We start from the raw sequence: 26,374 nt of genomic DNA, 5'->3' as shown, positions 1-26,374 counted from the left end.
CACCTCCTTAATTACTTCTTATCAATATTCATAGGGTTTCCATAAACGATCGCATAGTCAGGTATATCTTGAGTGACAACCGTGCCAGCGCTCACTCGTACGTGGGACCCTATTTTCACACCAGGTAGTATTGTAACATTAGCACCGATTAGCGTGTGATCCCCTATTTCTACAAATCCTTCTCTATAGCTATCTACTGTGATCTCATGAGTTAATATCGTTGTATGATAACCTATCACACAATTACATCCCACGGTGATGTATTCAGGATGTAATAAATCTGGGACGACTTTAAATGCAAAAGCGGTGTGGTTGCCTACTTTCATTTTTAATAAATGAATATATACCCAGCGCTTCAATTTCATACTGGGTATATAGCGTGCAATTTCAATAATCACTGTATTCTTAAAAAGTCTAAAGAAATTAATGAAATCAAATATCTTCCACAAAGGATTAGCACTTTTAACTTGTTGTTGTCTCAACCTACGCTTCATGACTTATGCCCCTTTGACGTGGGCCACGGTAAAGCTTGGGCCTCTTTATAACGAGGAGCACGATACTTAGTATGTCTGAGGACAATCATAATGATCCCCGCGATTATCAGAATGATTGACATAAGTTGAGCGACACGAATATGACTCGTTAACATTAAACTATCTGTTCGTAATCCTTCGACAAAGAAGCGCCCTATTGAGTACCAAATGAGATAAAGCGCTAAGGTATCTCCTACGCGTAGATGTTTGCGCAGCGTGAGTAGAAAGATAAATCCTAGAACGTCCCAAACGGATTCATAAAGAAACGTAGGATGGTAATATACACCATTAATGTACATGTTATCAATGATAAACTGCGGTATATGTAAGTTCTCAAGAAATGTTCTAGAGACAGGACCACCGTGTGCTTCGTGGTTCATAAAGTTCCCCCAACGGCCTATACCTTGAGCGAGTATCATACTAGGGGCAATAATATCACCAATGTGAAAAGGATTTAAATTCTTCTTTTTACAAATGATTAATCCTGTAATAAATCCACCTATAATCCCTCCATGAATAGCAATACCTCCATGCCATATCTTTGGAATTTCTAGTGGATGTTGAGCATAGAACGGAAATTGAAAGATGACGAAATAAATGCGTGCACTGATAAAGCCAACTATCGCGCTCCAAAATAAGATATCGACTAAGGCATCTTTATCAAACCCCGCATTTTTCAATGCAGTTTGGGCAATAAAATATCCTATCAAGATACCACAAGCGATAATGATACCATACCAGCGAACATTTAGAGGTCCAAGAGGAAGGGCTATTGGATCGATATAATTCAGTGTGAGGTTCATGCTTACTTCTCCTTATTTCGTTGATCTTTTTTACTATTGCGCATTATTTCCGAATTAAGCCGGTCGTTAAATTCTTCCGCAGTATTTATTCCCATCACGTTGAGTCTATAATTCATAGCTGCTACTTCTATGATTACTGCGACGTTTCTACCTGGCCGAACAGGAATGGTCTTTTTAGTCACTTCAGTATCTAATATACGTAAGGTCTCTTCATTTAAACCCACACGATCATATAATTTATCTTCGTGCCAATTCTCAAGGTGTGCATTTAAACGAATTCTTTTCTCAGTTAGAATAGATCCTGCTCCGAATAGTGTCATTACATTAATAATACCAAGACCTCTAATTTCTAGTAAATGTTCAATTAACTTAGGAGGCTTACCTACTAATTCATCTTTAGTTATCTCACGAATTTCGACATTATCATCTGCTACCAATCGATGCCCCCTTTTGACTAACTCCAACGCAGTCTCGCTCTTACCTATGCCTGAATCACCTGTAATTAACACTCCCACGCCATACACATCTACCAAGACACCGTGTATTGAAGTGGTCTTTGCGAGCTCGTGCTCAAGAAATGTTGTTAAGCGACTCATCAGTTGCGTAGTCGCTATAGATGACAGAATAAGCGGGGTGTCCAATTCTTCGGCAGCTTCATAGAGTTCTTCTGGAGGCTCCAAATCACGAGTCACTATAATAGCTGGTGTTTCAGGTCGGCATAGCTTACGCATACGTCCTTGTCGATCTTCATCAGGAAGCAAATTGTAGAATGAAAGCTCAGTTGTACCCAACAATTGGATTCTGTCAGATGAATAGTGCGAGAAATAACCTGCCATTTCTAGACCTGGGCGTGAGATATCCGTATTTTTAATATTTTTATTTAAACCTTTTTTGCCTGCGACAATTTTTAATCCAAAACGCTCAATTATACTTTTAGTGGTTAGCATCGTACACCTCTATTGTTCTTAGTCCTCTAAAATCGCGTCCTTATGACTTATTCCTAAACTTAATATCACTATTTTATCATTTATTAACTCTCATAGTTAATCACTTAATATCATGTAAATGTAGGGTTAGGGACATAAAGCTTTTGTGCTCTGGGAAAGCGATGAACAGCGTCCCAAAGCAAGAGTGTTGACAGAAACGCTCACGATTCGGGAGCGGGACAGAAATCTAATTTGAATAAAAAGATTTCGTAGTCCTGCCCCGGCAAGGATGACTAGAATTGAAAAAAGCTTGATACAAGCGCATTTTCAATTCAGTCATCTACTGCCAAGATGTTGAAGGGAGCGGGACATTACATTATTTACCAGTTTCTCTTTGTTGGGGCCCCCTAAACGCTTTTGTCCTAACCTCTATTACATCAAACAACTCGTATTCTACCATAGATGTACGAAAGACGTTACTCTTAACTATGATATAAAAAAGAAAAACTCTTAAAGTCTGGGCATTTCAAACCATAGTATGACTATTCTAGCCATAACTATAATCAGTCATATGCCTCGACTTTAAGAGCTTTCTAAACTAATCTTTTCGCGTATCTCTCTCAAGAACTGGTCTTAAATATTGTCCTGTGTAACTTTCTTTAACTTCAGCTACTTCTTCAGGCGTGCCTGTAGCGACGATTGTACCCCCACCATCTCCGCCTTCAGGTCCTAAGTCGATGAGATAATCTGCCGTTTTAATAACATCCAAATTATGTTCAATGATGACAACAGTATCACCATTTTCAACTAAACGGTTAAGTACATTTAATAAACGACGTATATCATCGACATGTAGACCAGTTGTGGGTTCATCAAGTATATAAATTGAACGGCCAGTGGAGCGTTTGTGTAACTCAGAAGCGAGTTTAACGCGTTGAGCCTCGCCGCCAGATAAGGTAGTAGCTGGCTGTCCTAATTTGACATAACCTAATCCAACATCGACTAAAGTTTTAAGTTTACGGTATATCTTGGGCACATTTTCAAAGAAATGCGTAGCTTCTTCTGCCGTCATAGCTAAAACGTCAGCGATATTCTTACCTTTATAAGTGACTTCTAAAGTTTCGCGGTTATAACGCTTGCCATCACAGACTTCACACGGTACGTACACATCTGGTAAAAAGTGCATCTCTATTTTGATTATACCGTCACCTTTACATGCCTCACAACGCCCACCTTTAACATTGAAGCTGAAACGACCTTTAGAATACCCTCTAATCTTAGCTTCATTGGTTTGTGCAAATATATCGCGTATATTGTCAAATACTCCAGTGTATGTGGCGGGATTAGAGCGCGGGGTGCGACCGATTGGTGACTGGTCAATATCAATAACTTTATCTAGTTGATCAATACCGTCTATACCATCATTATCTCCGGGTTTAACTTGTGACTTATTTATAGTCTTAGTAAGTGTTTTATATAACACTTCGTTTACTAGTGAACTTTTACCTGAGCCTGAGACGCCAGTAACTACCGTCATGGTTGATAGAGGGAAGTCAACGTGTATATCTTTCAAATTATTACTACGAGCTCCTTTGACATGCAGCTTTCTATCCGTAACTTCACGTCGATACTCAGGAACCTCTACGCGCTTTCTTCCGCTCAAGTACTGACCAGTAAGTGAGGATTTCTTCTTCATCACTTGGTTCGGTGTGCCACTTGCTACGATTTCCCCACCATGTTCACCGGCGCCTGGTCCTACATCGACTAAATAGTCTGCTGCTCGCATCGTATCATCGTCGTGTTCAACTACAATCAAGGTATTTCCTAAATCGCGCATTTCTTTTAAAGTGTTGATTAATCGATCATTATCACGCTGGTGTAAACCGATAGAAGGCTCATCAAGAACATAAAGCACGCCTGAGAGACGTGAACCAATCTGCGTAGCCAAGCGAATTCGTTGAGCTTCACCACCAGATAGCGTTCCAGCTGAGCGATCAAGTGTTAAGTAGTCAAGCCCGACATTGTAAAGAAACTTAAGCCGTGAATAAATTTCTTTCAATATCATGTCTGCAATTGTCCGGTCCTGACGAGAGAGTTCGATATTATCGTAATACTCTAACGCTTCAGCAATCGAATAGGCCACAACTTCACCTATATTCTTGCCAGCTACATATACAGACAGTGCTTCCCTGCTCAAGCGTTGACCATGGCATGTTTCACAAGTTAGTTGGGTCATGTATTTACTCATCATCTCACGCGTATACTCTGAAGGCGATTCATGATAACGGCGATTAACATTATTCACTACACCTTCGAACACCATTGTTCGCTTGCGTGTCCGACCGTTTCTTTGTTTAAAAGTAAACTCAATTTGTTTACCTTTTGAACCGTACATCAAAATATCTTTTTGGCGATCTGTTAATTTTTTGTATGGTTTATCCATGTTTATCTTATAAACTTCGCACACGCGATTGAGTAATGTAGGATAGAAATCAGAACTTGTTGGTTCCCAAGGTAATATAGCTCCTTCGTTAAGTGTCTTATCTTTATCAGGTACTACTAAATCGAGATCAACTTGTAGTATCTTACCAAGACCATCACATGTTGGGCAGGCACCAAAAGGACTATTGAAACTAAACATACGTGGCTCAAGTTCACCTATTGAAAAACCGCAAATTGGACAAGCGTGATTCTCAGAGAATTTAAGTTCCTCTTCCCCTATAACATCAACAATAAGGTTACCTTCGGATAGCGATAGAGCAGTCTCAATCGAATCAGCTAGCCTCGCTTCTATCCCCGACTTAACAACCAATCGATCAACAACGACTTCAATGGTATGATTCTTGTTCTTATCTAGGTCGGGAACTTCATTTACATCTGTAATCTCACCATCCACTCTGACACGCACGTATCCTTTTTTACTGATGTCGTCTATCAATTTCTCATGCGAACCTTTACGGTGAGAAACTACAGGTGCTAACAATTGAATCTTACTGCGCTCCTCAAGTTGCAGTATGCGGTCTGCCATCTGTTGAACTGTTTGAGATTCTATCTCTATTCCGTGATTAGGGCAATACGGTTTCCCTACACGGGCATAGAGCAGGCGTATATAATCATATATTTCTGTTACCGTTGCTACTGTGGAGCGAGGGTTCTTACTTGTGGTCTTCTGATCGATTGATATAGCCGGAGATAACCCTTCAATACTATCTACATCTGGCTTATCCATTTGTCCTAAGAACTGTCGCGCGTACGCGCTTAATGATTCAACATAACGGCGTTGACCTTCGGCATAAATCGTATCGAAAGCCAATGAAGACTTACCCGAACCGGACAACCCTGTCATCACTACGAGTTTGTTTTTTGGGATTTCTATATCTATACTCTTTAAATTATTTGCTCGTGCTCCTTTAATAACTATGGATGGTTGTTTCATTTATGTCACCCTTCTGCTTTTAATTCAAATAACATATCTCTTAATTCAGTAGCGCGTTCGAAATCAAGATCTTTAGCTGCTTGCTTCATTTCTTTTTCAATATTGTCTATCGTTTTTTCACGCTCTTTTTTCGTCATTTTCTTCGGTACTTCTTTTTGTTTCTTCTCATTAGTATCGTCACTTTCAACCGTCGCACTAATAACATCGTGAATCTTTTTATTTATCGTTTTCGGCGTAATATTATGGTCTTTATTAAACTGAATTTGAATTTCACGACGTCGTGCAGTTTCATCTATGGCATGTTGCATAGAATCTGTGACTTTATCACCATACATGATGACTTCACCTTTGCTATTACGTGCAGCACGTCCGATCGTTTGAACGAGTGAACGCTCTGACCGTAGGAAACCTTCCTTATCAGCATCTAAGATAACCACTAATGAAACCTCAGGTATATCTAGGCCTTCTCTCAATAGATTTATTCCTACAATCACATCATAAGTACCCATTCTTAAATCACGAATAGTTTCTATACGTTCTAAAGTTTTAATCTCTGAGTGTAAGTAATTTACTTTAATACCTGCCTCTTTCATATAGGTTGTTAAATCTTCACTCATTTTCTTCGTTAACGTTGTGACTAACACGCGTTCATTTCGCTCTATACGCGTCTGTATCTCACTGAGTAGATCATCGATTTGGTTCTCAGTAGGACGCACGTCAATTTTAGGATCAAGTAGACCAGTAGGACGTATAATTTGTTCAACCATTTCATCGGTATGCTCAAGTTCATATGGGCCTGGTGTAGCTGATACATAAACCAGTTGCTGAGTCTTGTCTTCAAATTCTTCAAACTTGAGAGGACGGTTGTCCATAGCACTTGGCAATCTAAATCCGTGATCAACTAAAACTTGCTTTCGAGCACGGTCACCATTGTACATACCGCGTATTTGAGGCAACGTTACGTGAGATTCATCAACCATCACTAACCAATCATCGCCAAAATAATCTAAGAGTGTATACGGTGTAGAGCCTAGAGGTCTTAACGTGAGGTGCACAGAATAGTTCTCAATGCCTGAACAGAAGCCCATTTCTCGCATCATTTCAAGGTCATAGTTTGTTCGTTGCTCTAAGCGTTGTGCTTCCAGAATTTTATTTTCAGAACGTAATTCTTCTAAGCGCTCCTCTAATTCCTTCTCAATTCGCTCGATAGCAACTTTCATCTTCTCATCGCGTGTGACGAAGTGGGATGCCGGGAATAGCGCAAAGTGTTCTCTATCTCGTATGACTTCTCCAGTAAGATAGTTCACTTCACGTATACGATCTATTTCATCACCGAAGAATTCTACTCGTATACACATTTCTTCTCTAGAAGCAGGGAAGATCTCTACCACATCGCCTCTAACTCGAAATGTACCGCGTCTAAAGTCAATATCGTTACGCGTATACTGCACATCCACGAGCTTGCGTAATAATTCACTTCTATCCATTTCCATACCTACGCGGATGCTTACTACCAAATCACGATATTCTTTAGGATTACCTAAACCATAAATACAACTTACACTAGCAATGATAATGACGTCGTCTCTCTCAAAGAGAGCGCTCGTAGCTGAATGTCGTAATTGGTCTATTTCATCATTGATTGAAGCGTCCTTTTCAATGAAGGTATCTGTAGAAGGAACGTAGGCTTCTGGCTGATAAAAATCATAATAACTCACAAAGTACTCTACTCTATTTTCGGGAAAGAACTCTTTGAACTCACTATAGAGTTGACCTGCTAACGTCTTATTGTGAGCAATAATTAAAGTAGGTTTACCCACTTCCTTTATCACATTACTCATGGTAAAGGTCTTACCAGTGCCTGTAGCGCCGAGTAAAGTTTGATGTCGCTTACCAGCTTTAACACCATCTGCTATCTTTCTTATTGCTTCTGGCTGGTCCCCTTGGGGTTCAAACTCTGAAGACAGTTTAAATGGATGATGCTCCATACCACATACACTCCTATACATAGTTTCGATAAAATCACACAAGATAACCGTTTAGTTAGTTCTATTATCACTTTATATTTTAACAGAAAGTATCTGAGTAGTACAAACGTTTGTTCGTTATCACTTGCTTTTCCGTAAAAAAACAAACATAGTCACTTAACTATGTTTGCCTTTTTCCATTATTTTAAACTTGAACAGCGACGATTTACATGTCTAATACCTTACTGGTGAACCTTTTACGCTTTTATTTTTCTTTCTGCTCTAATAGACAAGCTAATACTTGAGCTAATCGTCATCTTGATGTTTATGTAGCTCAAGCTGATCTATAATTAAATAACCAGCAGCAAGTGAAACGACATCAATAAATATTATCCACTCATTATGAAAAAAACCTTTCCACACTGACACGCCAATGAGTACTAATGTTAATAAAGTTCCTACCCATTTACTTCTAGTCAGAACACTGAATAGCACTAGTAGTACACAAGGGAAAAAAGCAGCCAAGAAATACCAGATCAATATGTTTCACCCATTTCTCTTCCTCGTCGATCAATACGTTAATTATATTTAATACTAAGGTTAACTTAATTATGCAAGTTTTAACTTAATTTTTCAAAGTATTATATATCAATTACTCTTCCTAATTGTAGTGATCATTACATCAGGTAGTAGGACAGAAACCTTATGGATTTCTCAGTTTCATATAGATGACTACCAATCTAAAAAAAATTACACTGAGGGAGCGGGACAGAAATCTTTTTATTCAAATTAGATTTCTATCCCGCTCCCATTCAGCTATGAACTGGATAATTATTTACTGTGCAATAATGAAGTGGGTTGCAGCAGTTACGCGCTCAATCATCAAACGATAATCTTCTTAAAGCTTCAGTAGTGCACTTCATACATGCACTGACATGTGTTTACGTCATAATACGCAGAAATTATTTCCAACCTCATCTCTTACTCTCTCTTTAATGTATATAATGATATTGATTAGGATTAGCTACAATTCTGTACGATACCTTTCCAAAAAGACCATTCCAATTCATTTCCGACACTACGATACTATGATCTTTATTTATTTTTTCAACCACACCGACATGGCCGTACTCTCCTTTAGAAGTCTGGAAGACCGCTCCAACTTGTGGTCGGCGGTTAACATTGAAGCCTTGGTGGCGAGCCGCCCTAGCCCAATTATTAGCATTACCCCAAAATTTACCAATCGCTTTCCCCAGTTGTTCGCGACGTTCAAAAGCATAATAGGTACAGTATCCCCAAATATAACCATTCGAAGTTGATGATAAACGGGGACGCTCACTCGGTCGTTTATCTAGGTAACGTTCCGATAATTTATTATTAACACCTGCAGTGCTATAATCCGCTATCGCTTTACTGTTTCTATCTATATTATTTCTTAAGCCTTTCTTATTAGATCGTGGAAAATTATTGCCCTTTAAATTGTCTGTCGAAGTTTGCTCGTATAGGTCGTTCGTATAGTTAGGGAATTTAATCACTGAAGCAGTAGATTGGTAGGACATATCAGACAGATTAGGGTGTGAAGATTTATATAACGTAGATAAATAATTTTCTTGTAACATATTTAATAGGTGTGCTGAACCTTTTGAAGAAATAGCTATGAAATCATGTGGCTGCGTTTGTGTTTCTAGAAAAGGATTCCATTGATGTATTCTAGTTAGAGTGAGATGGTGTTTACGTGCAATAGTGTGGAGGTTGTCACCTGCTTGCACTTCGATAATATCTCGATCCGGGACTACTATCCGAGTATGTGCTCTAACTGAGTCAGTACGAGGAGCAATCTTATTTAGCGCTCTGATATCATGCGTAGTAGTTGCAAAGGTACGTGCAAGTTCAGAAAGAGGAGTATCTTCGTTAGTAGTATAGAACTGGCTAGCGTCTGTGTAATGATTATTCATAATCAAGAAGGCGATAGATAACATAGATGTAAATAGTGCTTTCTTCATAAGTAGTTCAATCCTTCGATGTAATGTGAATATAGATTAACTATAGCACAATCTGCTCGTCTTATAGTCTGCGTCATCACCTTGTAAACTAGATGATAAACTACTGCGTTTCAATGCCTTCATACGTTTGATGTAACGACGTTAAATCGTTGTGGTTGATTGAGTCCTGCTCATTACTCTTTATAAATCTATTAAGTTTCTATAACCGACTATTTACTCACATCAAATACTATTTAAACACGTGTGTGAGTTTTCAGCGAGAGGTTGAGACAAAAGCGTTTAAGATTAGAGTAGAGCCGAACTATGTTAAGCAGAGAATTGAAAAGGAGCGGGACAGAAATCTAATTTGAATAAAAAGATTTCGTAGTCCCGCCCCGCAAGGATGACTAAAATTGAAAAAAGCTTGATACAAGCGTATTTTCAAATCAGTCATCTACTGCCAAGATGCTGAATAAGGCTGAGACATTACATTATGTCCCAGCCTCTAAACTAATATTAACTTTCTTGATCGATATGACTACGTAAATAAGCCTCAATGAACTGATTGATGTCACCGTCCATGACCGAATCAACTTTAGCCGTTTCAGTATTTGTACGATGGTCTTTAACCATTGAGTACGGGTGAAAGACGTAAGAACGTATTTGGCTACCCCAGCCTATTTCTTTTTGTTCGCCACGTATTTCTGCCATCTCTCTCTCTTGTTCTTCCAATTTAAGTTGATACAATTTAGCTTTCAACATTTTCATTGCAGCTTCACGGTTCTTGATTTGCGAACGCTCATTCTGGTTGTTAACTACAATGCCTGTAGGGTGATGTGTAATACGAATTGCTGATTCTGTCTTATTAATATGTTGACCTCCAGCACCTGATGCTCGGAACGTATCAACAGTAATATCATCTGAATTGACTTCTATTTCAATTTCATCGTTATTAAATTCAGGAATAACGTCACACGATGCGAATGACGTGTGACGACGCCCTCCAGAGTCAAATGGAGAAATTCTAACTAAGCGATGAACTCCTTTTTCAGCTTTAAAGTATCCATATGCGTTATGGCCCTTAATGATAAGGGTCACACTCTTCACCCCTGCTTCGTCACCAGGTAGGTAATCGGCAACCTCTACTTTAAAACCTTTCTGTTCTGCATAACGTTGATACATACGTAACAACATGCTCGTCCAATCTTGAGATTCGGTTCCCCCTGCCCCAGGATGGAGCTCGAGAATAGCATTATTTGCATCGTAAGGCCCATCTAGTAAAAGTTGAAGCTCGAAAGCGTCAAGTTTACTTTCAAACTGGACGACATCCTCTTCTAACTCCTCTTTCATCTCTGAATCGTAGTCTTCTTCGAGCAATTCTCTTGTAGCGTCCATATCATTATTCTGTTCTTCAAGAGACTTAAAGCCATTTACGACAGCTTTTAAGGCATTATTTTTATCGATAATTTCTTGAGCCTTCGATTGGTCATCCCAAAAAGAAGGATCAGCCATCATTTCTTCATATTCTTGAATATTTGTCTCTTTCTCTTCTAAGTCAAAGAGACCCCCTAATTTGATCTAATTTTACAGCATATGCCTCGATATGACGTTTGATTTCAGATAGTTCCATTTCCATCTCTCCTATATGTTCACAGTATTCGTTTACTAGTGTAACATGAATCTCGGGTATAAATCCTACATAAATTGCGTTATGATTTTTTAAAAAAGTAAGGCACTTTCGTATAACTTAATTAGCCATAACTAAATTAACGAAGTACCTTGTGAATAGAGATTATTTACACCTGCAGTTAACATGTCAAAGGACGAAGACGCCTCTAATGGTTTAATACGTGGCATCCAGACTCTAGCTAACTATTTAGCATTTATTGAGCGCACTGAGCGTTAGCTGTAACTTACTTCCTGTGTTATAGCTAGCATGAATAACTAGAGTTAAAGATTTAACTAGGTATTTAAAACTTATAGAGATTTCACTCATGATGATAGTCTATCTTCTTATTGTTTTGCTGGTGTTTAGCAGTGAATATAAGCAACGCACTCAACAACGCAATTAGAATAGTCGCTGAGTACGTTGCTAGCTCGCTTGCCTTATGGTCAAGCAATCCAAATTAATTGAGGACAGTATATCAAAGTGGTCTTAAGTTAAAAGTTATGCTCCATGACAGTTCTTGTACTTTTTACCGCTACCGCAAGGACAAGGATCGTTTCTGCCTACTTCTTCCCCTTTTACATAAGGTTGCGGTTTAACTTTTTCTTTACCATCTTCTGCGTTAACGTGTTCTGCTTTACCTAAGTCTTTCGTCTTCTCACGTTCCACATCATCTTCAACCGTGATGACAGATTTAAGAATGTATTTACTTACATCTTCTTCGATAGCTTGCATCATATTATCAAATAATTGATGTCCTTCATTTTGATAGTCACGAAGTGGATTTTGTTGACCATATGACCGTAAATGAATACCTTGACGCAACTGATCCATCGTATCAATATGATCAGTCCAGTGTGTATCGATAGAACGAAGTAAGATCATGCGTTCAAATTCATTGAATTGATCACCGATTTTCTCGCGTTGACCGTCTAGGACTTTTTCAATTTTGCCCCAAACTACATCAAAGATATCTTCACTATCTTTACCTCTGATTTCCTCAACCTTTAAATCGCCTTCACTTAAGAACACATCATCAACATAATTAATAAATGGATCATAATCTGGCTCGTCCTCATCTTCATTGACATAATAACGTATAGCTGTTTCAAGCGTTGAACGCAGCATTCCTTGGACGAGCTCGTCACTCGATTCACTATCGATGATATCATTGCGTTCACTATAAATAATTTCACGTTGTTTACGTAACACATCATCGTATTCCAGAATACGTTTTCGAGCATCGAAGTTATTACCTTCTACACGTTTCTGAGCTGACTCAACTGCACGTGATACCATTCTTGACTCGATTGGTGTAGAGTCGTCCATGCCAAGACGATTCATCATTTTTTGCAAGCGATCTGAACCGAAACGCACCATGAGTTCGTCTTGAAGAGATAAATAGAAACGGCTGTCACCTTTATCGCCTTGACGACCAGAACGTCCCCGTAACTGATCATCTATACGACGCGACTCATGGCGCTCAGTACCTATAACAGCTAAGCCACCGATGTCTTCAACACCTTCACCTAACTTAATATCTGTTCCACGTCCAGCCATATTGGTAGCTATTGTAACTGCGCCTTTTTGTCCAGCTTTAGAAATGATATCAGCTTCACGTTCGTGATTTTTCGCGTTGAGTACATCATGGCGAATACCACGTTTTTTAAGTAGATTAGAAATATACTCACTTGTTTCTACCGCTACTGTACCTAGTAGAATAGGTTGACCTTGTTTGTGTTTTTCTATGACATCTTCCACTACAGCGTCGAATTTACCTTTTTGACTAATATAAATTAAATCTGGTTTATCTACACGTTGGACAGGTCTATTTGTAGGAATTTGAGTAACTGTCATATTATAAATATTTCTAAACTCTTCTTCTTCAGTTTTAGCTGTACCGGTCATACCAGACAGCTTGTTATACATTCTGAAGTAGTTTTGGAAAGTAATAGAGGCCATAGTCTTAGATTCGTTTTGAATTTGTACGCCTTCTTTAGCCTCAATCGCTTGGTGAAGGCCTTCTGAGAAACGACGACCTGGCATCGTACGTCCTGTGAATTGGTCAACAATCAATACTTCGCCATCGTTGACCATATAATCGACGTCACGTTGCAACGTTACATGCGCTCTTAAAGCTGTGTTGATATGGCTAATAATTTCAACATTTTTCACATCATAAAGGTTATCTATCTTGAACATACGCTCAGCTTTATCGATTCCTTGTTCTGTTAACTGAACTGATTTCGTCTTTTTATCATAATTATAATCTTCTTCATTCTTCAACATCTTAGCGAACACATTAGCTTGAGTATAGAGCGAAGTTGATTTCTCTGCTTCACCTGAAATAATAAGTGGTGTACGTGCTTCATCAATCAGGATAGAGTCTACCTCATCAATAATTGCAAAATGCAGTGGTCGCATAACGCGTTCCTCAGCGTAATTAACCATGTTATCTCTAAGATAGTCGAAACCGAGTTCATTATTTGTACTATAAGTAATATCTGAAGCATAGGCTTCGCGTTTTTCTGCAGTCGTTTTACTATTTAAATTGAGTCCCACGCTTAATCCTAGATAATTATACAATTCAGCCATTTCTTCGCTTTGAACGCTTGAAAGGTATTCGTTTACTGTAATAACGTGTACGCCACGTCCAGCAAGCGCATTTAAATAAGTAGGCATCGTGGCAGTGAGCGTCTTACCTTCCCCTGTTCTCATTTCAGCTATGTCACCTTTGTGTATAGCTATACCACCCATTACTTGAACTCTATAAGGCGACATATTAAATACTCGTTTCGCCCCTTCGCGTACGAGGGCATATGCTTCCGGTAAAATGTCATCTAACATTTTATTTTGTTTCTTCACATCTTCTTCAGCATGTAATTTTTCCTGAAATTCTCTAGTTTTCTCTCTTATTTCTTCGTCAGTTAAAATGGCGACGTCCTCTTCAAGTGCAAGAACTTTGTCAGCCAATTTGCCTAAACGTTTCACTTCTTTCTTATTGCCATCAGCTAGTTTTGATAAAAAACCCATTACGTTCGCTCCTTTAGCTTTAATAACATATAAGCTTTACAACAATTAATCATATCATTTATAACACTAAAATTGTACTGTAGTACACTAGTATAATTATTTCTAAATTTTTACAGAAGTACCTCCAAATTTCATATTTACTTTTAAAAGTCCATTAGAGGTGTAACCCCTTGCAGTTAACATTTATTTAGATTAGCTCTATTATATATATCGCTCAAACTTATAAATAAAAAAAAGAAAAGAGGTTAGGACATAAAGCTTCTGCGCTCTGGGAAACCGATTAACAGCCCCATAAGCAAGATTATCAACAGAAACGCTTACGATTCTGGAGCGGGACAGAAATCTAATTTGAATAAAAGGATTTCGTAGTCCCGCCCCGGCAAGGATGACTAGAATTGAAAAAAGCTTGATACAAGCGCGTTTTCAAATCAGTCATCTACTGCCAAGATGCTGAAGGGAGCGGGACAGAAATCTAATTTGAATAAAAAAGATTTCGTAGTCCCGCCCCGGCAAGGATGACTAGAATTGAAAAAAGCTTGATACAAGCGCATTTTCAAATCAGTCATCTACTGCCAAGATGCCGAAAGAGGCTGGGATTTATGTCCCAGCCTCTTTCACTCTAGTCAAAGACCTTTATGTCCGAGCCTCTCTGTGTTGGGGCCACCCCAACTCGCAGTGCTTGTAGAAACTGAATTATCAGTTTCTCTTTGTTGGGGCCCCACCCCAACTTGCTGTGCTTGTTGGGAGCGGGACAGAAATCTAATTTGAATAAAATGATTTCGTAGTCCCGCCCCGGCAAGGATGACTAGAATTGAAAAAAGCTTGATACAAGCGCATTTTCAAATCAGTCATCTACTGCCAAAATGCTGAAAGAGGTTGAGACATTACATTATGTCCCAGTTTCTCTTTGTTGGGGCCCCGCCCCAACTCGCATTGCTGGTGGAAACTGATGAACCAGTTTCTTTGTGTTGGGGCCCCGGCTCACATCCTAAGCATTTTTGTCCTGACCTCTCTCTTAAATACGTTATTGAAATTGTTCACTGTTCTTACATGCGTGTATAAGTTATAGTGATTAGTCACTTGCGGATGGTGACACTACTAAAATGTTGAGTTTAATTACTAAACCTAGGCTAATAGAAGCGTTTCGTCTTAATTAAACAAAGTACTGTAATCACTTTGATAGCTCATCTATAGGTTTTAACAGAGTCGCTAATTATTCTTCAGTCGTTTCAATTAATCCATATTTACCATCTTTACGTTTATACACTATGCTTGTACCATCTGTATGTCTATCATTAAAGACGAAGAAATCATGTCCTAGCAAATTCATCTGTAAGACTGCTTCTTCAGAATCCATCGGTTTTAAACTAAACTGTTTAGAACGGACGATTTCGATATCATCTTCATCTTTATGTTCTTCTTCAGTATTATAAGTGTTCTTAATTTCTTGATCATCTGGTAACGCAGCAAAGACATCTTGAATGTCATGATCACGATTCTTTCTATTCACACGTGTCTTATACTTTCTAACTTGACGCTCCAATTTACTGTTAATTAAATCAATGCCAGCATATAAATCATCATGTCTTTCTTCAGCTCTTAAAGTTACATTCTTCAAAGGTATAGTAACTTCAATCTTCGTAGCTGAATTTTGATACGTTTTAACTTTAACATGTGCTGTAGCATTAGGAACGTTATTAAAATAGCGTTCTAACTTACCTACTTTCTCTTCAATATAGTTACGAATCGCATCAGTAATAGTGAGGTTCTCTCCGTGAATTTCAAATCTAATCATTATCATCGACTCCTTTAAAACCTCTTTTAATTATTGTTCCTTACATTTATAATACCACTTTCTACCTACCGTGCAAACGTTAACACTCCTAATTTTCTGACTTTTCTAATATATAAAAGGCTTGCTGCATGATGAACAGTTAACCCCGTAGTATAGATGTCGTCGACTAAGAGAACTGATTTACCTGCAATATTTAAACTCGTGGTACACTTAAAAGGATTTTGAGCTTGTGCTCGTACCATTTTACTCAAACTTGATTGCTTAGGTCTTACTATAGTACTCAGCATTTCAGTATAATTCACCTTTTTAGCTCTTAAGACTTCTCTAACCGGATTAAATGTACGTTGGTAGTCTCTTTCAAATGGTGAGGGTATAGGTACTATGAAATCAAATGTTTCGTTAGGTAATCGAATCTGAGCAGCTAAGACGTCAGCCAGTGCTACATCGCCCAAGAACTTATATTGATGTATCGTCTCTTTCACTATACCTTCATAATTATTATCACAATAAAGCTTATCCATTAAGTGAAATTTGCGAGTTAAAAATTGACAATCTAAACAATGCTCCTCATCTAAAGATAAGCGCTTTAAACATCTAGGACAGCGTTGGAGATTTGAGAAATTGATCTTCATTTCCTTCCACTTTCTTCTACAACGCTGACACAATATTTCTGCTTTCATATAGAAGTTCAATATCGTTATAGGTTCCTCAAAGTGTTCCAAACATTGCGCACATCTATTCACGTAACCACCCTCTCGCACGGCCTAACTTATTCATCTTCTTAATTTCATTTCTAGCTTGTATCATCTTCATTGTTAGACCTTCGTGGTAGAACCAAAAATCTCCTGTCGGACACTCCTTTTTCCGACCGACTCGTCCTGCTATTTGAACTAGCGCATCTTTACTGAAAGTATGACTATTAATCACTACTACGTCCAACTTTGCCATAGTGAAGCCGCGTTCTAGAATGGTGGTAGTAAATACGACGCGATGTTTCCCCCTGCGTAATCCCTCAACTTTTTCATGACGCAGCGCATCTTCGCTATGAACACAAATCAAACTTTCAATATGCTTCTTATAAATGTCGTAAGTTTGCTGCATTGTTTCAATATGGTTAAAAAAGACTAAAGTATAACGACCCTTTTCTATTTGTTTAACGAGTAGTTGGTAAAAGTGTAATTGCTTTTTGGAAGGATTGAGTTTAAAGAGTTTAAACTTTGGTAAAGGTAAGGGGTATCTGTGAAACCGAGCTGGTAGCTTCACGATTTGGTTTGAAGTGAATTGTGCTAATAAGCTTTTATTTGGAGTAGCGCTCATATAGATATGGCTATGAATTGATTTGCTTGCTTCGTTTATCGCATGCCATAAACTAGGGTCCTGTGAGAGCGGGAATGCATCTACTTCATCGACAAAAATAGTATCAAAATGTGATTTAAATCGGAGTAATTGATGAGTGGTAGCTATAACAAAATGCCCATTTCCTTTTTGTGTCATACCTTGGTACAAGACATCTATAGTTTCTAACTCAAATGCTTCCACAATGCGATAGCTCAACTCGATGACTACATCTACACGCGGAGAGACTACAGCTACATTATCGCCTCTTTGTCGAGCGAGTTGAATTGCTTCAAAGATCATTTCAGTCTTACCTGCTCCAGTGACAGCGTAAAGCAATAGATCCTCCCGCTTCTTTATTGCCTCAACCACCTTTTGAGAGGCATATAATTGTTGCTTTGACAGATTAAAAGGAAGCGAGTAAGGGGCCAGACTGCTTTCTTGATGTGTCTTTACTATGATCACAGTGTTGAAGTTGTCCATTCGACCGAGCTGCAGACACTTTCTACAATACGTTATTTCCCTTTGATGCGTCGTAGAGTAATAGTGATGAAACCACGCTTCGTGCTTGTTACCACATTGGATGCACTTATGCCTGTGTCCTTCTACAACTACTCCTGTAGATTCACGTGCAATCGCCTCCGTAGTCAACAGGGTTTTGTCGGTCATTAATCTACCATAATATTTAATGAATAATTCCTCCTTAACAAAAAAGATTGAAACGACTGTTTAATTAAGTAGTAATTCGCCTTTTAGTACCAATAATTAACACTCTCTACTTTAAAGCGGGTACTACTCTTAATAACACTTCCGTTTCAACCTTTTAGTCTCTATTTAATTGTCTTTAATCTTACGTGCAGTGTAACCGAAACCTATACCACCAGAACCGAGGTGTGCGGCAATGACAGGCCCGAAATTAGAATAGATGATATGCGCATCTGGACGCTCTTTTTTAGCTTGTTTATAAATCCATTTACCATCTTCTTCTACATCTCCACTAATCACAAATAACGTCAATTCTTCGTAGTCTTTTACTCGATCTAAGACCTTTTTCACTACAGTTTTTAAAGCGCGCTTCTTAGTCCTAACTTTCTCCTCCGGCACTATTAAACCATCTTCGAATTTGAGCACAGGCTTCATTCTCAATAACGTACCTAGCCATGCCTGGGCACCAGTAATTCGTCCGCTTTTTTGTAAATTCTTCAAATCATCAACCATTAGAAAAGCCCCTGTATCCTCACGCATAGCACAAAGTTCATCTATGATTTCAGCTGGTCGGTACCCACCTTCAATCATTTCTATGGCTCTCAGAATATAACCGCCTTCCACCATAGCGGCGAGTTTCGTATCAAAGGCATATACATTAATACCATCAACCATTTCTGCCGCTTGAGTAGCTGTTTGATAACAACCGCTTATACCTGATGAGATGAAGATAGCAATGACATCTGTATAACCCTCTTCTCTTAACTTCTCATAGCGTTTAATAAACTCTCCAATTGCTGGCTGACTCGTTGTTGGAATCGTTTTCTCCGCATGCATTCTTTGATAGAATTCTGGAGCGAACAATGTCTCATTTTCTATATAATTTTCTCCGTTTTCGAATGTCACGCTTAACGGTGCGATTTCTATCTGATATTTATTAATTATTTCTTGTGGGAGATAGCTGGTTGAGTCTGACAGTACAGCAATCTTCATCATAATCCTCCTAAATTATACTTAGCATAATCATACCGTATTTTAAGGTAAAATAAAATTGCTTTTTTTACATTTCAACCTCGTATTACTTCAGTGTATAATAGGGATACTAACAATTTAAATCTGTCTTCAGATGCTTAAAGGGAGAGAATAGAGTGGAACCAATCATCACAATTAAAGAGGCGCATAAGATAGAGAACGTCATCAATAAATCACGTTTTATTGCTCATATTAAACCTACAGAGTCCGAAGAAGAAGCTAAAGCCTTTATAGCCGAAGTTAAAAAGGCGCATCATGAAGCAACACATAACTGTTCTGCCTATACCATAGGCGACCAAATGAATATTCAAAAAGCAAATGACGATGGAGAACCGAGTGGAACTGCCGGCGTTCCTATGTTAGAAATCTTGAAGAAACTCAACATACATAACGCCTGCGTGGTAGTAACGCGTTATTTTGGTGGTATTAAGCTTGGTGGTGGCGGTTTGATTCGCGCCTATAGTGGAGCAGTTAGAGATGTCATCTATGATGTCGGACGTGTTGAATTGCGTAGCGCGATACCCACAACGGTCACTATTGGCTACGATTTAACCGGAAAGCTCGAATATGAGTTAGATTCTACCCCTTTTATACACCGTGACACCTCTTATACTGACAGGGTGAGCTACCATATCGATGTGGTGGAAGAAGATTACGATCAATTCATCGACTTCCTCAATCGTATTACATCTGGTAATTATGAGCTGACTAAGGACGAACCGATGCGTTTGCCTTTTGATATCGACACTAAATAATCGATTACTCATAGTCTTAAATTTCATTCTTACCTGCTTTCACTTCAAATTGTTGGCTCTCAATCACTAGGTCAAACTGAGCACACACAAACTGATCGTCAGTCTTTCTTCATAATAAATTGGGAGCGGGACAGAAATCTAATTTGAATAAAAAGATTTCGTAGTCCCGCTCCGGCAAGGATGACTAGAATTGAAAAAGCTTGATACAAGCGCATTTTCAAATCAGTCATTTACTGCCAAGATGTTGAAGAGGCTGGGATTTATGTCCCAGCCTCAGAAAATATTGTTTATTAAGTTTTCATTATTTGTGTTTAGATACTACTGGTTTTCTTATTACTATTCTGTTTCGTATTTGATTGATGGCAAAATTTTAGTATTCAACAATTCTTGATATACTTCTTTTGATTCTTGATTGTAATTATTGTTTTCTTCAAATTTTTCATTCCAAACAAATAATTGTTTATCAATTAAGGCATTTTCTTTCACGATATCCACGTATTCACTTTTGGTGTCAATTAATTGTTGTTTAATTAAATTCGACCTCAAATTAATATATAAAGTTTGCACTAAATTATTTATCTTATCGATACTACGAAAGTGATTGATAAAATCAAATGTTGGTACATGCATTTGAGCTAACCACATCATTCTAGTGCTGTCCCTTAGTGCTAACTCAATTTCTTCACCCGAGTATTTAGATTGTGTATAGGCATACAAAATAATTTTGAGCATTATTTTAGAGTAGTAGACACTCATACCAAATCGTTCTTCACAAACATCAAACTTTGTTTCTGGTACACTATCAACAATAAGTTTCACTATACGTACTACATCATTTTTCGGAATACGTTCTTCTAAATCTGATAAATCTGTTATAAGTTGCATGCTATCATTATTTGTCATATATTTACTCGTTATTCTCCTCATTTATTAATTCTCACAATTATTTCGGGGTTTTCTTTTAATAAATCCACCATTTCAGATACATCTATGAGGCTGGAACATAATGTAATGTCTCAGCCTTATGTCCCGACCTCAACTGGCCTAGAGTAAAGCAGTTCCTATGTAAAGAAATATTTTGGTCTAACAGTTTCTGTCTTTTAACAACAGGTGGTGCCCCATTGACGTTAAAAAAATATATTCAGAATCAAGGTCATAATCATAAATAATAAAGTGACTAGCTTACGGAACAACGCTAAGCATATCAATTTAGAATCCATCCAACTAAAGAACAAGAAACGTTCTTCGCTAAGTCTTCTGGTTGTGCCCGTACTCAACATAAAGAGAATCAAGAACCATAGAAACTATGGGAATAGCTTGGTCAATGAGAGCAACCGCTGTGAAGAAAGAAATCACTTATAAGTACGCACTATCCTCAAGAAGCTCCCACTTTAAGCGGTAAGAATCGTTAGGTTGTGCTAAGTGGTGAGTAGTTCACTCCCCTACATCTTTGCTTTTATTTTTTCTCTCTCGATGTTCAATCAATTTTAATAATGGACGATAGTCATCATCAATCAGCCCTGTAAACTCTACGATGAGTTCAATAGTAACTACGATGAGAATAAACATCATAAGCACGCCCCAAGGTTGGGATAAGTACAAGATGATACTCGATAAGCTAAACATCAATGCTATTGAATAAATTAACATGACAGTTTGTCTATGCGAATAACCTAATTGTAAGAGCTTATGATGCAAATGTGACTTGTCTGCTTGCATGATATGTTGTCCTTTCTTAACCCTACGAATCATGGCAAACAATGTATCTATGAAAGGCACTGCAAGAATAACAATCGGGAAGAACAACGATACAAACGTAATATTCTTAAAGCCTAGTAAAGACAAGAACCCTATGATAAATCCTATAAGTAACGCACCACTATCGCCAAGAAATATCTTAGCTGGGTGGAAATTAAATACTAAAAAGCCTAACAGCGTGCCAAACAACACACTGCAAATCATAATGATGAAGATATTCCCTTGCAAAATAGCTATAAATCCAATCGTTAGTAACGCGATAGCTGAAACTCCTGAAGCCAGCCCATCTAATCCATCTATTAAATTAATGGCATTCGTTATCGCTATAATCCAAATCACTGTAATAGGTACACTAAAAATACCAAAATGAATCGTCGGACCAATCGGTAAAGAAATAAAGTCTATAGTTACACCGTAACACACCACTATTAACGCTGCGGCGATTTGCCCACACAACTTAATGATAGGTTTCAAATCGTAGATATCATCTATTAAACCGACGAGATAGATAACGATAGCCCCTATGATGAGTGGTTTGACTTCAGTTTCAATAGGATGGCCTAACCATATACCTATTAGGAATGAGAATAAGATAACTGTACCGCCTAACACTGAGATAGGTTTCTTATGGATCTTTCTATAGTTAGGTCTGTCTACTATACCTAATTTATAAGAAATCTTTATGATTATAGGAGTAATTATTAAACTGACTATCATGGTAAAAATAACAAGTAATAATGTATACATCAGTTCACCTTCAAAATTTTGATAAACTTCACTGAAGTTAACGTTTTAGAACACATAGTTACTAAAACTAATAATGATATCTGCTCGAGGTCGGGACCAAAGCGTATAGGATTTAAACAGAACCGGGACATAATGGTCTTTAACTAGAGAGAAAGAGCCTGGGAGATAATGTAATGTCTCAACCTCTTTCAGCATCTTGGCAGTAGATGACTGATTTGAAAATGCGCTTGTATCAAGCTTTTTTCAATTCTAGTCATCCTTGCCGGGCCGGGACTACGAAATCTTTTTGTTCAAATTAGATTTCTGTCCCACTCCCTACTCGTGAGCGTTTCTGTCTACAACCCTGCTGTTGGGACGCCGTTCACCGGTTTCCCAGAGCAAAAAACGTTATGTCTCAACTTCTCCTACGTTTAATCTTATTGTACTTTACCACCCTACAATAAGTCACTTGAAGATATAATAACGTAAATACTTTAATTAATACAATCCATATCTATTTGATAGTCGCAAATAAGTAGAGACAGAAATGACAAATGAACTATTTTCACTTACAATAACAAAGGAAGTTCAAAAGGAGCGAAATACTTATGTTTGAAGCTATAATTTATAATGTGGCTGTGACAGTAGCTGGTATATATTTATTCCATCGTTTACAATACTCGGAGAATAAAAATATGGTCTTTTCTCAAATTTACTTTACTATACTAATGACCATTATAGCCCTTTTACTCGCAGTCAATCCCATACCACTAATGGATCGGTATGAACTCTACTTAACGTTTGTCCCGTTACTTTTTTTAGGTCGTTATACAAATTTCATTTTCACTATTTCGTCAGCTGTAATCGTTTCAATAGTAAGTTTACTCGTCTTCCATTATGATTACGTCGGAAGCGTTACGTTAATAGTGATTGCAGGCATAGTAAGTGCTATAGGACCTTTCTTAAAACAAAGTGACTTCGCATCTATTCAACTACTCAATTTAGTCAGTCTTATCGTACTGTTTATACTATCGTTGATAAGCTCATATTACGAATTAACTCAACTGGCATTCTTAACGCCTATCTCATTCGTCTTAACGATTACTGCTTCATTAACATTTTTAGATATATGGCATTTCTTTTCACTAGTAAATCGTTATGAAAATGAAGACAAATTTGATTATTTAACAGGTTTAGGTAATGTTAAAGAGTTTGATCGACATCTTAATGAAACTTCTAAGTTAGCTGAAAGTAATAGAGAAGGATTAGGATTGCTTCTCATTGATATAGATGGGTTCAAAGATGTGAATGATACTTACACCCATCAAGCTGGAGATGCGGTGCTAAGACAAATGGCACAGTTACTTGTTAATTATGTACCAGATCAAGTCAGCATCTTTAGAAATGGCGGCGAAGAGTTCTCTATTGTGCTACGAAATTACTCACTAGATCACTGTGTGAAACTAGGCGAAAGCATTCGCAAAGGGGTAGAACAATCCTCATTCCATTTACCAAACAAAGAAGTTATTAAATTATCCGTTTCAATCGGAGTAGGTTATTTAACTTCTGAAGACTATAAATCTCAAAGGAAAGTCTTCAAAGATGCTGATGATATGTTACACGTGGCTAAACGTGAAGGTCGTAACCAAGTTATGTTTAATCCTATAGTTAAAGTCTAGCCTATTCAATTTCTCTACGTTAAAAATTATAAAAATGTAATAGCAATTTCATTCTATGTTCAATCATAGAAGCACAAGCGATGTAAAATGTCGCATTAGAAATATAGCTACTTCATTCTACTTAAAGCAAAGGAATTTTCACTGTAAATTCGCTCAGACTTTTTCTTACACGGTTTTAATAATCAACATATCGCAATTCATTTGGAAATACAGGTCAATCGTTTGACTACGTCTAAAGTATTTAGAACGACGAGCGATTTAACATCTTTCATCTATCACCCTATACAAAGGGGAGCGGGACAGAAATCTAATTAGAATAAAAAGATTTCGTCGTCCCGCCCCGGCAAGGATGACTAGAATTGAAAAAAGCTTGATACAAGCGCGTTTTCAAATCAGTCATCTACTGCCGAGATGTTGAAGAGGCGTGGATTTATCTCCCAGTCTCTTTCTCTCTAGTCAAAGACCATTATGTCCCAGCCCCCTGTCTTTCTACGTTTGTCAGAATAATATTATGAACCCTATCTTACTATAGAGAGGTCTGTTTTTCTCTCAACTTTTTTAGAAAACCCTCTAGGATAAGTATGAATTGACGTGCTAGTTTAAATATTTAAGATTTTATCTTTTATAACCGTCGTATTGAAAAAGTAAGATATCAAGCCTCAGCCCTATTCTTCTCGTAGTTTATTTAAAATGTATTTGCTCTAGCTTTCCGCATACAAAATTTATCATTTTTGAAATAGCGTTACTAAATTTTAGAAATAAATACGTCAGTTAGTGTCTAAAATGTCTATTACACTTACAATTTAAAACGTTTTGAACTTAAATTAAGAAATTATTGTAACAACTTTAATGAAAGTATTGAAAGTAGACTGTTGAAACTGTAAACTTTCTATATCTATATTAGGTATACAGGGGGTGTCTTCATGTCTGAACCTATCACCATTATCGATGAGGATAAGGTAATAGATTTAGTGCTTATTGCCGGTCGAATACTGCTTGAAAGCGGAGCAGAAACCTATCGAATTGAAGATACGATGAACAGGATGGCTGCAAGCTATGGTCTAAAAGATACATATAGTTTTGTAACATCAACAGCAATCATTTTTTCTCTTAACAATCGGACGAACACTCGTTTAATTCGCATTCGCGAGCGTACCACAGATTTAGAAAAGATTGCGTTAACCAATAATATTTCGCGTCAAATCGCTGATCACAAATTAACTATTGATGAAGCTAAGACAAAGCTCATTCACTTACACCATACTTCCTTGCAATTCACTACGATTTTAAAGTTCTTTGCAGTAGCTATCGCCTGTGGTTTCTTCTTATTCATGTTCGGCGGTGTTGCCCATGACTTTATCTATGCAGTTATTGCTGGGGCAGGGGCATTTCTCACATTTAATCTAATACAAAGATTTACACAAATTAAATTCTTCTCAGAATTTATAAGCTCTGCCGTAGTTATACTTATAGCTGCAACCGCTACTCACTTAGGTTTAGCTTATAATCAAAACACAATAACCATCGCAGGTGTTATGCCACTAGTTCCAGGTATTCTCATTACTAATGCTATTCGTGATTTAATGGCAGGAGAATTAATTGCTGGAATGTCACGCGGTGTGGAGGCCGCCCTCACTTCTTTTGCAATCGGTGCTGGGGTAGCAATAGTATTGCTTATTTTTTATTAAGAAAGGAGAGCTACGATGAGTATTTTAATATATTTATTTCATTTCACAATTAGTTTCTTAGCTACTGTGCTCTTTTCAATACTCTTTAACGCTCCACGTCGATTGCTGGCTGCTTGTGGATTTGTGGGAGCTATGGGCTGGATTCTCTACAAACTCACGCTAGATGCGGATCTGGGGAAAGTCATGGCCGCTTTCTTAGGCAGTTTCATTTTAGCCTTGATGAGTCATATCATGAGTCGTCATTACAAGAGACCAGTTATTATATTTATCGTTCCTGGTATTATTCCCCTCGTCCCTGGAGGTTTAGCTTATGAAGCTACACGTTATCTCGTGTCAAATTCATATACTCATGCGGTCAATACTTTCTTGGAAGTAACGCTTATTTCTGGCGCCATTGCATTCGGTATTTTATGTGCAGAAATCTTCTATTATCTCTATACTCGAATTAAACAGTACTTTGGTAGAATTAAAGGGAAGACTTATCGTAAGACATATAATATGAATAACCGAGTTTAGAGATTAATATTAAAAATAAAGTTAAATAAAAGGATGGGA

20 protein-coding genes and 2 pseudogenes are annotated in these 26,374 nt (G+C 37.8%); 6 read left to right on the top strand and 16 right to left on the bottom strand.

What is annotated here, in order from left to right:
• Positions 1-11: 11 nt before the first annotated feature.
• From N9R04_RS04000 to fakB1, 14 genes are all read right to left on the bottom strand, one after another.
• The gene (locus tag N9R04_RS04000) at positions 12-494 is read right to left on the bottom strand and encodes an acyltransferase (RefSeq protein WP_262855254.1); all 483 of its coding nucleotides are present in this window, start codon (positions 492-494) and stop codon (positions 12-14) included.
• Positions 491-1,336 carry a prolipoprotein diacylglyceryl transferase gene (gene lgt, locus N9R04_RS03995; protein ID WP_262855253.1) on the bottom strand — a complete coding sequence of 282 codons (846 nt, stop codon included), beginning with the start codon at positions 1,334-1,336 and terminating at the stop codon, positions 491-493. The genes N9R04_RS04000 and lgt overlap by 4 nt, the downstream gene beginning before the upstream one ends.
• A 2-nt stretch (positions 1,337-1,338) precedes the next feature.
• Positions 1,339-2,283 carry an HPr(Ser) kinase/phosphatase gene (gene hprK, locus N9R04_RS03990; protein ID WP_262855252.1) on the bottom strand — a complete coding sequence of 315 codons (945 nt, stop codon included), beginning with the start codon at positions 2,281-2,283 and terminating at the stop codon, positions 1,339-1,341.
• Positions 2,284-2,860: 577 nt separating this feature from the next.
• Complete coding sequence (gene uvrA, locus N9R04_RS03985; RefSeq protein ID WP_262855251.1) at positions 2,861-5,698, bottom strand: excinuclease ABC subunit UvrA; 2,838 nt, start codon at positions 5,696-5,698, stop codon at positions 2,861-2,863.
• A 5-nt stretch (positions 5,699-5,703) separates the two neighbouring features.
• Complete coding sequence (gene uvrB, locus N9R04_RS03980) at positions 5,704-7,686, bottom strand: excinuclease ABC subunit UvrB (protein WP_262855250.1); 1,983 nt, start codon at positions 7,684-7,686, stop codon at positions 5,704-5,706.
• A gap of 285 nt (positions 7,687-7,971) precedes the next feature.
• On the bottom strand, positions 7,972-8,205 hold the full coding sequence (locus tag N9R04_RS03975) for a CsbA family protein (protein ID WP_262855249.1): 234 nt from the start codon (positions 8,203-8,205) through the stop codon (positions 7,972-7,974).
• A 452-nt stretch (positions 8,206-8,657) separates the two neighbouring features.
• On the bottom strand, positions 8,658-9,668 hold the full coding sequence (locus tag N9R04_RS03970) for a CHAP domain-containing protein (protein ID WP_262855248.1): 1,011 nt from the start codon (positions 9,666-9,668) through the stop codon (positions 8,658-8,660).
• Positions 9,669-10,163: 495 nt separating this feature from the next.
• Positions 10,164-11,277, bottom strand: a protein-coding gene (prfB, locus tag N9R04_RS03965; protein ID WP_262855247.1) for a peptide chain release factor 2 whose coding sequence is annotated in 2 segments (ribosomal slippage) — positions 10,164-11,204 and positions 11,206-11,277 — 1,113 coding nt in all. Because the reading frame shifts where the segments join, the coding sequence is not laid out codon by codon here.
• A 537-nt stretch (positions 11,278-11,814) separates the two neighbouring features.
• Positions 11,815-14,346: a preprotein translocase subunit SecA gene (gene secA, locus N9R04_RS03960; RefSeq protein ID WP_262855246.1), complete on the bottom strand. Its 2,532-nt coding sequence runs from the start codon at positions 14,344-14,346 to the stop codon at positions 11,815-11,817.
• Positions 14,347-14,965: 619 nt separating this feature from the next.
• A complete protein-coding gene (locus tag N9R04_RS03955) occupies positions 14,966-15,145 on the bottom strand; it encodes a hypothetical protein (protein WP_262855245.1) in 180 nt (59 codons plus the stop codon).
• A 414-nt stretch (positions 15,146-15,559) separates the two neighbouring features.
• Positions 15,560-16,141, bottom strand: coding sequence for a ribosome hibernation-promoting factor, HPF/YfiA family (gene hpf, locus N9R04_RS03950; protein ID WP_262855244.1), 582 nt, complete (start codon positions 16,139-16,141; stop codon positions 15,560-15,562).
• 65 nt (positions 16,142-16,206) lie between these two features.
• The gene (locus N9R04_RS03945; RefSeq protein WP_306439807.1) at positions 16,207-16,662 is read right to left on the bottom strand and encodes a ComF family protein; all 456 of its coding nucleotides are present in this window, start codon (positions 16,660-16,662) and stop codon (positions 16,207-16,209) included.
• A 214-nt stretch (positions 16,663-16,876) separates the two neighbouring features.
• Complete coding sequence (locus N9R04_RS03940; protein ID WP_262855242.1) at positions 16,877-18,145, bottom strand: helicase-related protein; 1,269 nt, start codon at positions 18,143-18,145, stop codon at positions 16,877-16,879.
• A 165-nt stretch (positions 18,146-18,310) separates the two neighbouring features.
• Complete coding sequence (fakB1, locus tag N9R04_RS03935; RefSeq protein WP_262855241.1) at positions 18,311-19,174, bottom strand: fatty acid kinase binding subunit FakB1; 864 nt, start codon at positions 19,172-19,174, stop codon at positions 18,311-18,313.
• Between the two features lie 155 nt (positions 19,175-19,329).
• Here fakB1 and N9R04_RS03930 point away from each other — a divergent pair, with 155 nt between their 5' ends.
• Positions 19,330-19,968 carry a YigZ family protein gene (locus tag N9R04_RS03930; protein WP_262855240.1) on the top strand — a complete coding sequence of 213 codons (639 nt, stop codon included), beginning with the start codon at positions 19,330-19,332 and terminating at the stop codon, positions 19,966-19,968.
• Between the two features lie 336 nt (positions 19,969-20,304).
• Here N9R04_RS03930 and N9R04_RS03925 read toward each other — a convergent pair whose 3' ends face one another.
• Positions 20,305-20,895 (bottom strand): baseplate wedge protein 53, encoded by a 591-nt coding sequence (locus N9R04_RS03925; protein ID WP_262855239.1) that lies wholly within the window; start codon positions 20,893-20,895, stop codon positions 20,305-20,307.
• A 110-nt stretch (positions 20,896-21,005) separates the two neighbouring features.
• Between N9R04_RS03925 and N9R04_RS03920 the strand changes: the two are divergent.
• Together N9R04_RS03920 and N9R04_RS11425 are read left to right on the top strand one after the other, a co-directional pair.
• Positions 21,006-21,137 (top strand): annotated as a pseudogene (locus tag N9R04_RS03920) (transposase); the annotation flags it as partial.
• Positions 21,138-21,176: 39 nt separating this feature from the next.
• Positions 21,177-21,269: pseudogene (locus N9R04_RS11425) on the top strand (helix-turn-helix domain-containing protein); the annotation flags it as partial.
• Between the two features lie 133 nt (positions 21,270-21,402).
• Here the strand turns inward: N9R04_RS11425 and N9R04_RS03915 are convergent.
• The gene (locus N9R04_RS03915) at positions 21,403-22,473 is read right to left on the bottom strand and encodes a glycosyltransferase family 4 protein (protein WP_262855238.1); all 1,071 of its coding nucleotides are present in this window, start codon (positions 22,471-22,473) and stop codon (positions 21,403-21,405) included.
• 587 nt (positions 22,474-23,060) lie between these two features.
• On the opposite strand from N9R04_RS03915, the gene gdpS reads away from it, so the two are divergent.
• The 3 genes from gdpS to N9R04_RS03900 all read left to right on the top strand — a co-directional run bounded on the left by gdpS (position 23,061) and on the right by N9R04_RS03900 (position 26,335).
• Positions 23,061-24,131 (top strand): GGDEF domain-containing protein GdpS, encoded by a 1,071-nt coding sequence (gene gdpS / locus N9R04_RS03910; RefSeq protein ID WP_262855237.1) that lies wholly within the window; start codon positions 23,061-23,063, stop codon positions 24,129-24,131.
• Between the two features lie 923 nt (positions 24,132-25,054).
• Positions 25,055-25,819 (top strand): threonine/serine exporter family protein, encoded by a 765-nt coding sequence (locus tag N9R04_RS03905; protein WP_262855236.1) that lies wholly within the window; start codon positions 25,055-25,057, stop codon positions 25,817-25,819.
• A gap of 21 nt (positions 25,820-25,840) precedes the next feature.
• On the top strand, positions 25,841-26,335 hold the full coding sequence (locus N9R04_RS03900; protein WP_262855328.1) for a threonine/serine exporter family protein: 495 nt from the start codon (positions 25,841-25,843) through the stop codon (positions 26,333-26,335).
• The last annotated feature ends 39 nt before the right edge of the window (positions 26,336-26,374 follow it).

The sequence above is a fragment of the Staphylococcus marylandisciuri genome, assembly GCF_025519785.1.
Lineage (GTDB): Bacteria > Bacillota > Bacilli > Staphylococcales > Staphylococcaceae > Staphylococcus > Staphylococcus marylandisciuri.
Note: the sequence above shows the minus strand (reverse complement) of the source record. Positions and strands in the feature narration are given on the sequence as shown.

Excerpts from the sequence above, each read along its gene's own strand:
- N9R04_RS04000 (WP_262855254.1), bottom strand. The coding sequence starts at position 494 with ATGAAGCGTAGGTTGAGACAACAACAAGTTAAAAGTGCTAATCCTTTG.
- lgt (WP_262855253.1), bottom strand. The coding sequence starts at position 1,336 with ATGAACCTCACACTGAATTATATCGATCCAATAGCCCTTCCTCTTGGA.
- hprK (WP_262855252.1), bottom strand. The coding sequence starts at position 2,283 with ATGCTAACCACTAAAAGTATAATTGAGCGTTTTGGATTAAAAATTGTC.
- uvrA (WP_262855251.1), bottom strand. The coding sequence starts at position 5,698 with ATGAAACAACCATCCATAGTTATTAAAGGAGCACGAGCAAATAATTTA.
- uvrB (WP_262855250.1), bottom strand. The coding sequence starts at position 7,686 with ATGGAGCATCATCCATTTAAACTGTCTTCAGAGTTTGAACCCCAAGGG.
- N9R04_RS03970 (WP_262855248.1), bottom strand. The coding sequence starts at position 9,668 with ATGAAGAAAGCACTATTTACATCTATGTTATCTATCGCCTTCTTGATT.
- secA (WP_262855246.1), bottom strand. The coding sequence starts at position 14,346 with ATGGGTTTTTTATCAAAACTAGCTGATGGCAATAAGAAAGAAGTGAAA.
- hpf (WP_262855244.1), bottom strand. The coding sequence starts at position 16,141 with ATGATTAGATTTGAAATTCACGGAGAGAACCTCACTATTACTGATGCG.
- N9R04_RS03945 (WP_306439807.1), bottom strand. The coding sequence starts at position 16,662 with ATGGATAAGCTTTATTGTGATAATAATTATGAAGGTATAGTGAAAGAG.
- N9R04_RS03940 (WP_262855242.1), bottom strand. The coding sequence starts at position 18,145 with ATGACCGACAAAACCCTGTTGACTACGGAGGCGATTGCACGTGAATCT.
- fakB1 (WP_262855241.1), bottom strand. The coding sequence starts at position 19,174 with ATGAAGATTGCTGTACTGTCAGACTCAACCAGCTATCTCCCACAAGAA.
- N9R04_RS03925 (WP_262855239.1), bottom strand. The coding sequence starts at position 20,895 with ATGAGGAGAATAACGAGTAAATATATGACAAATAATGATAGCATGCAA.
- N9R04_RS03915 (WP_262855238.1), bottom strand. The coding sequence starts at position 22,473 with ATGTATACATTATTACTTGTTATTTTTACCATGATAGTCAGTTTAATA.
- gdpS (WP_262855237.1), top strand. The coding sequence starts at position 23,061 with ATGTTTGAAGCTATAATTTATAATGTGGCTGTGACAGTAGCTGGTATA.
- N9R04_RS03905 (WP_262855236.1), top strand. The coding sequence starts at position 25,055 with ATGTCTGAACCTATCACCATTATCGATGAGGATAAGGTAATAGATTTA.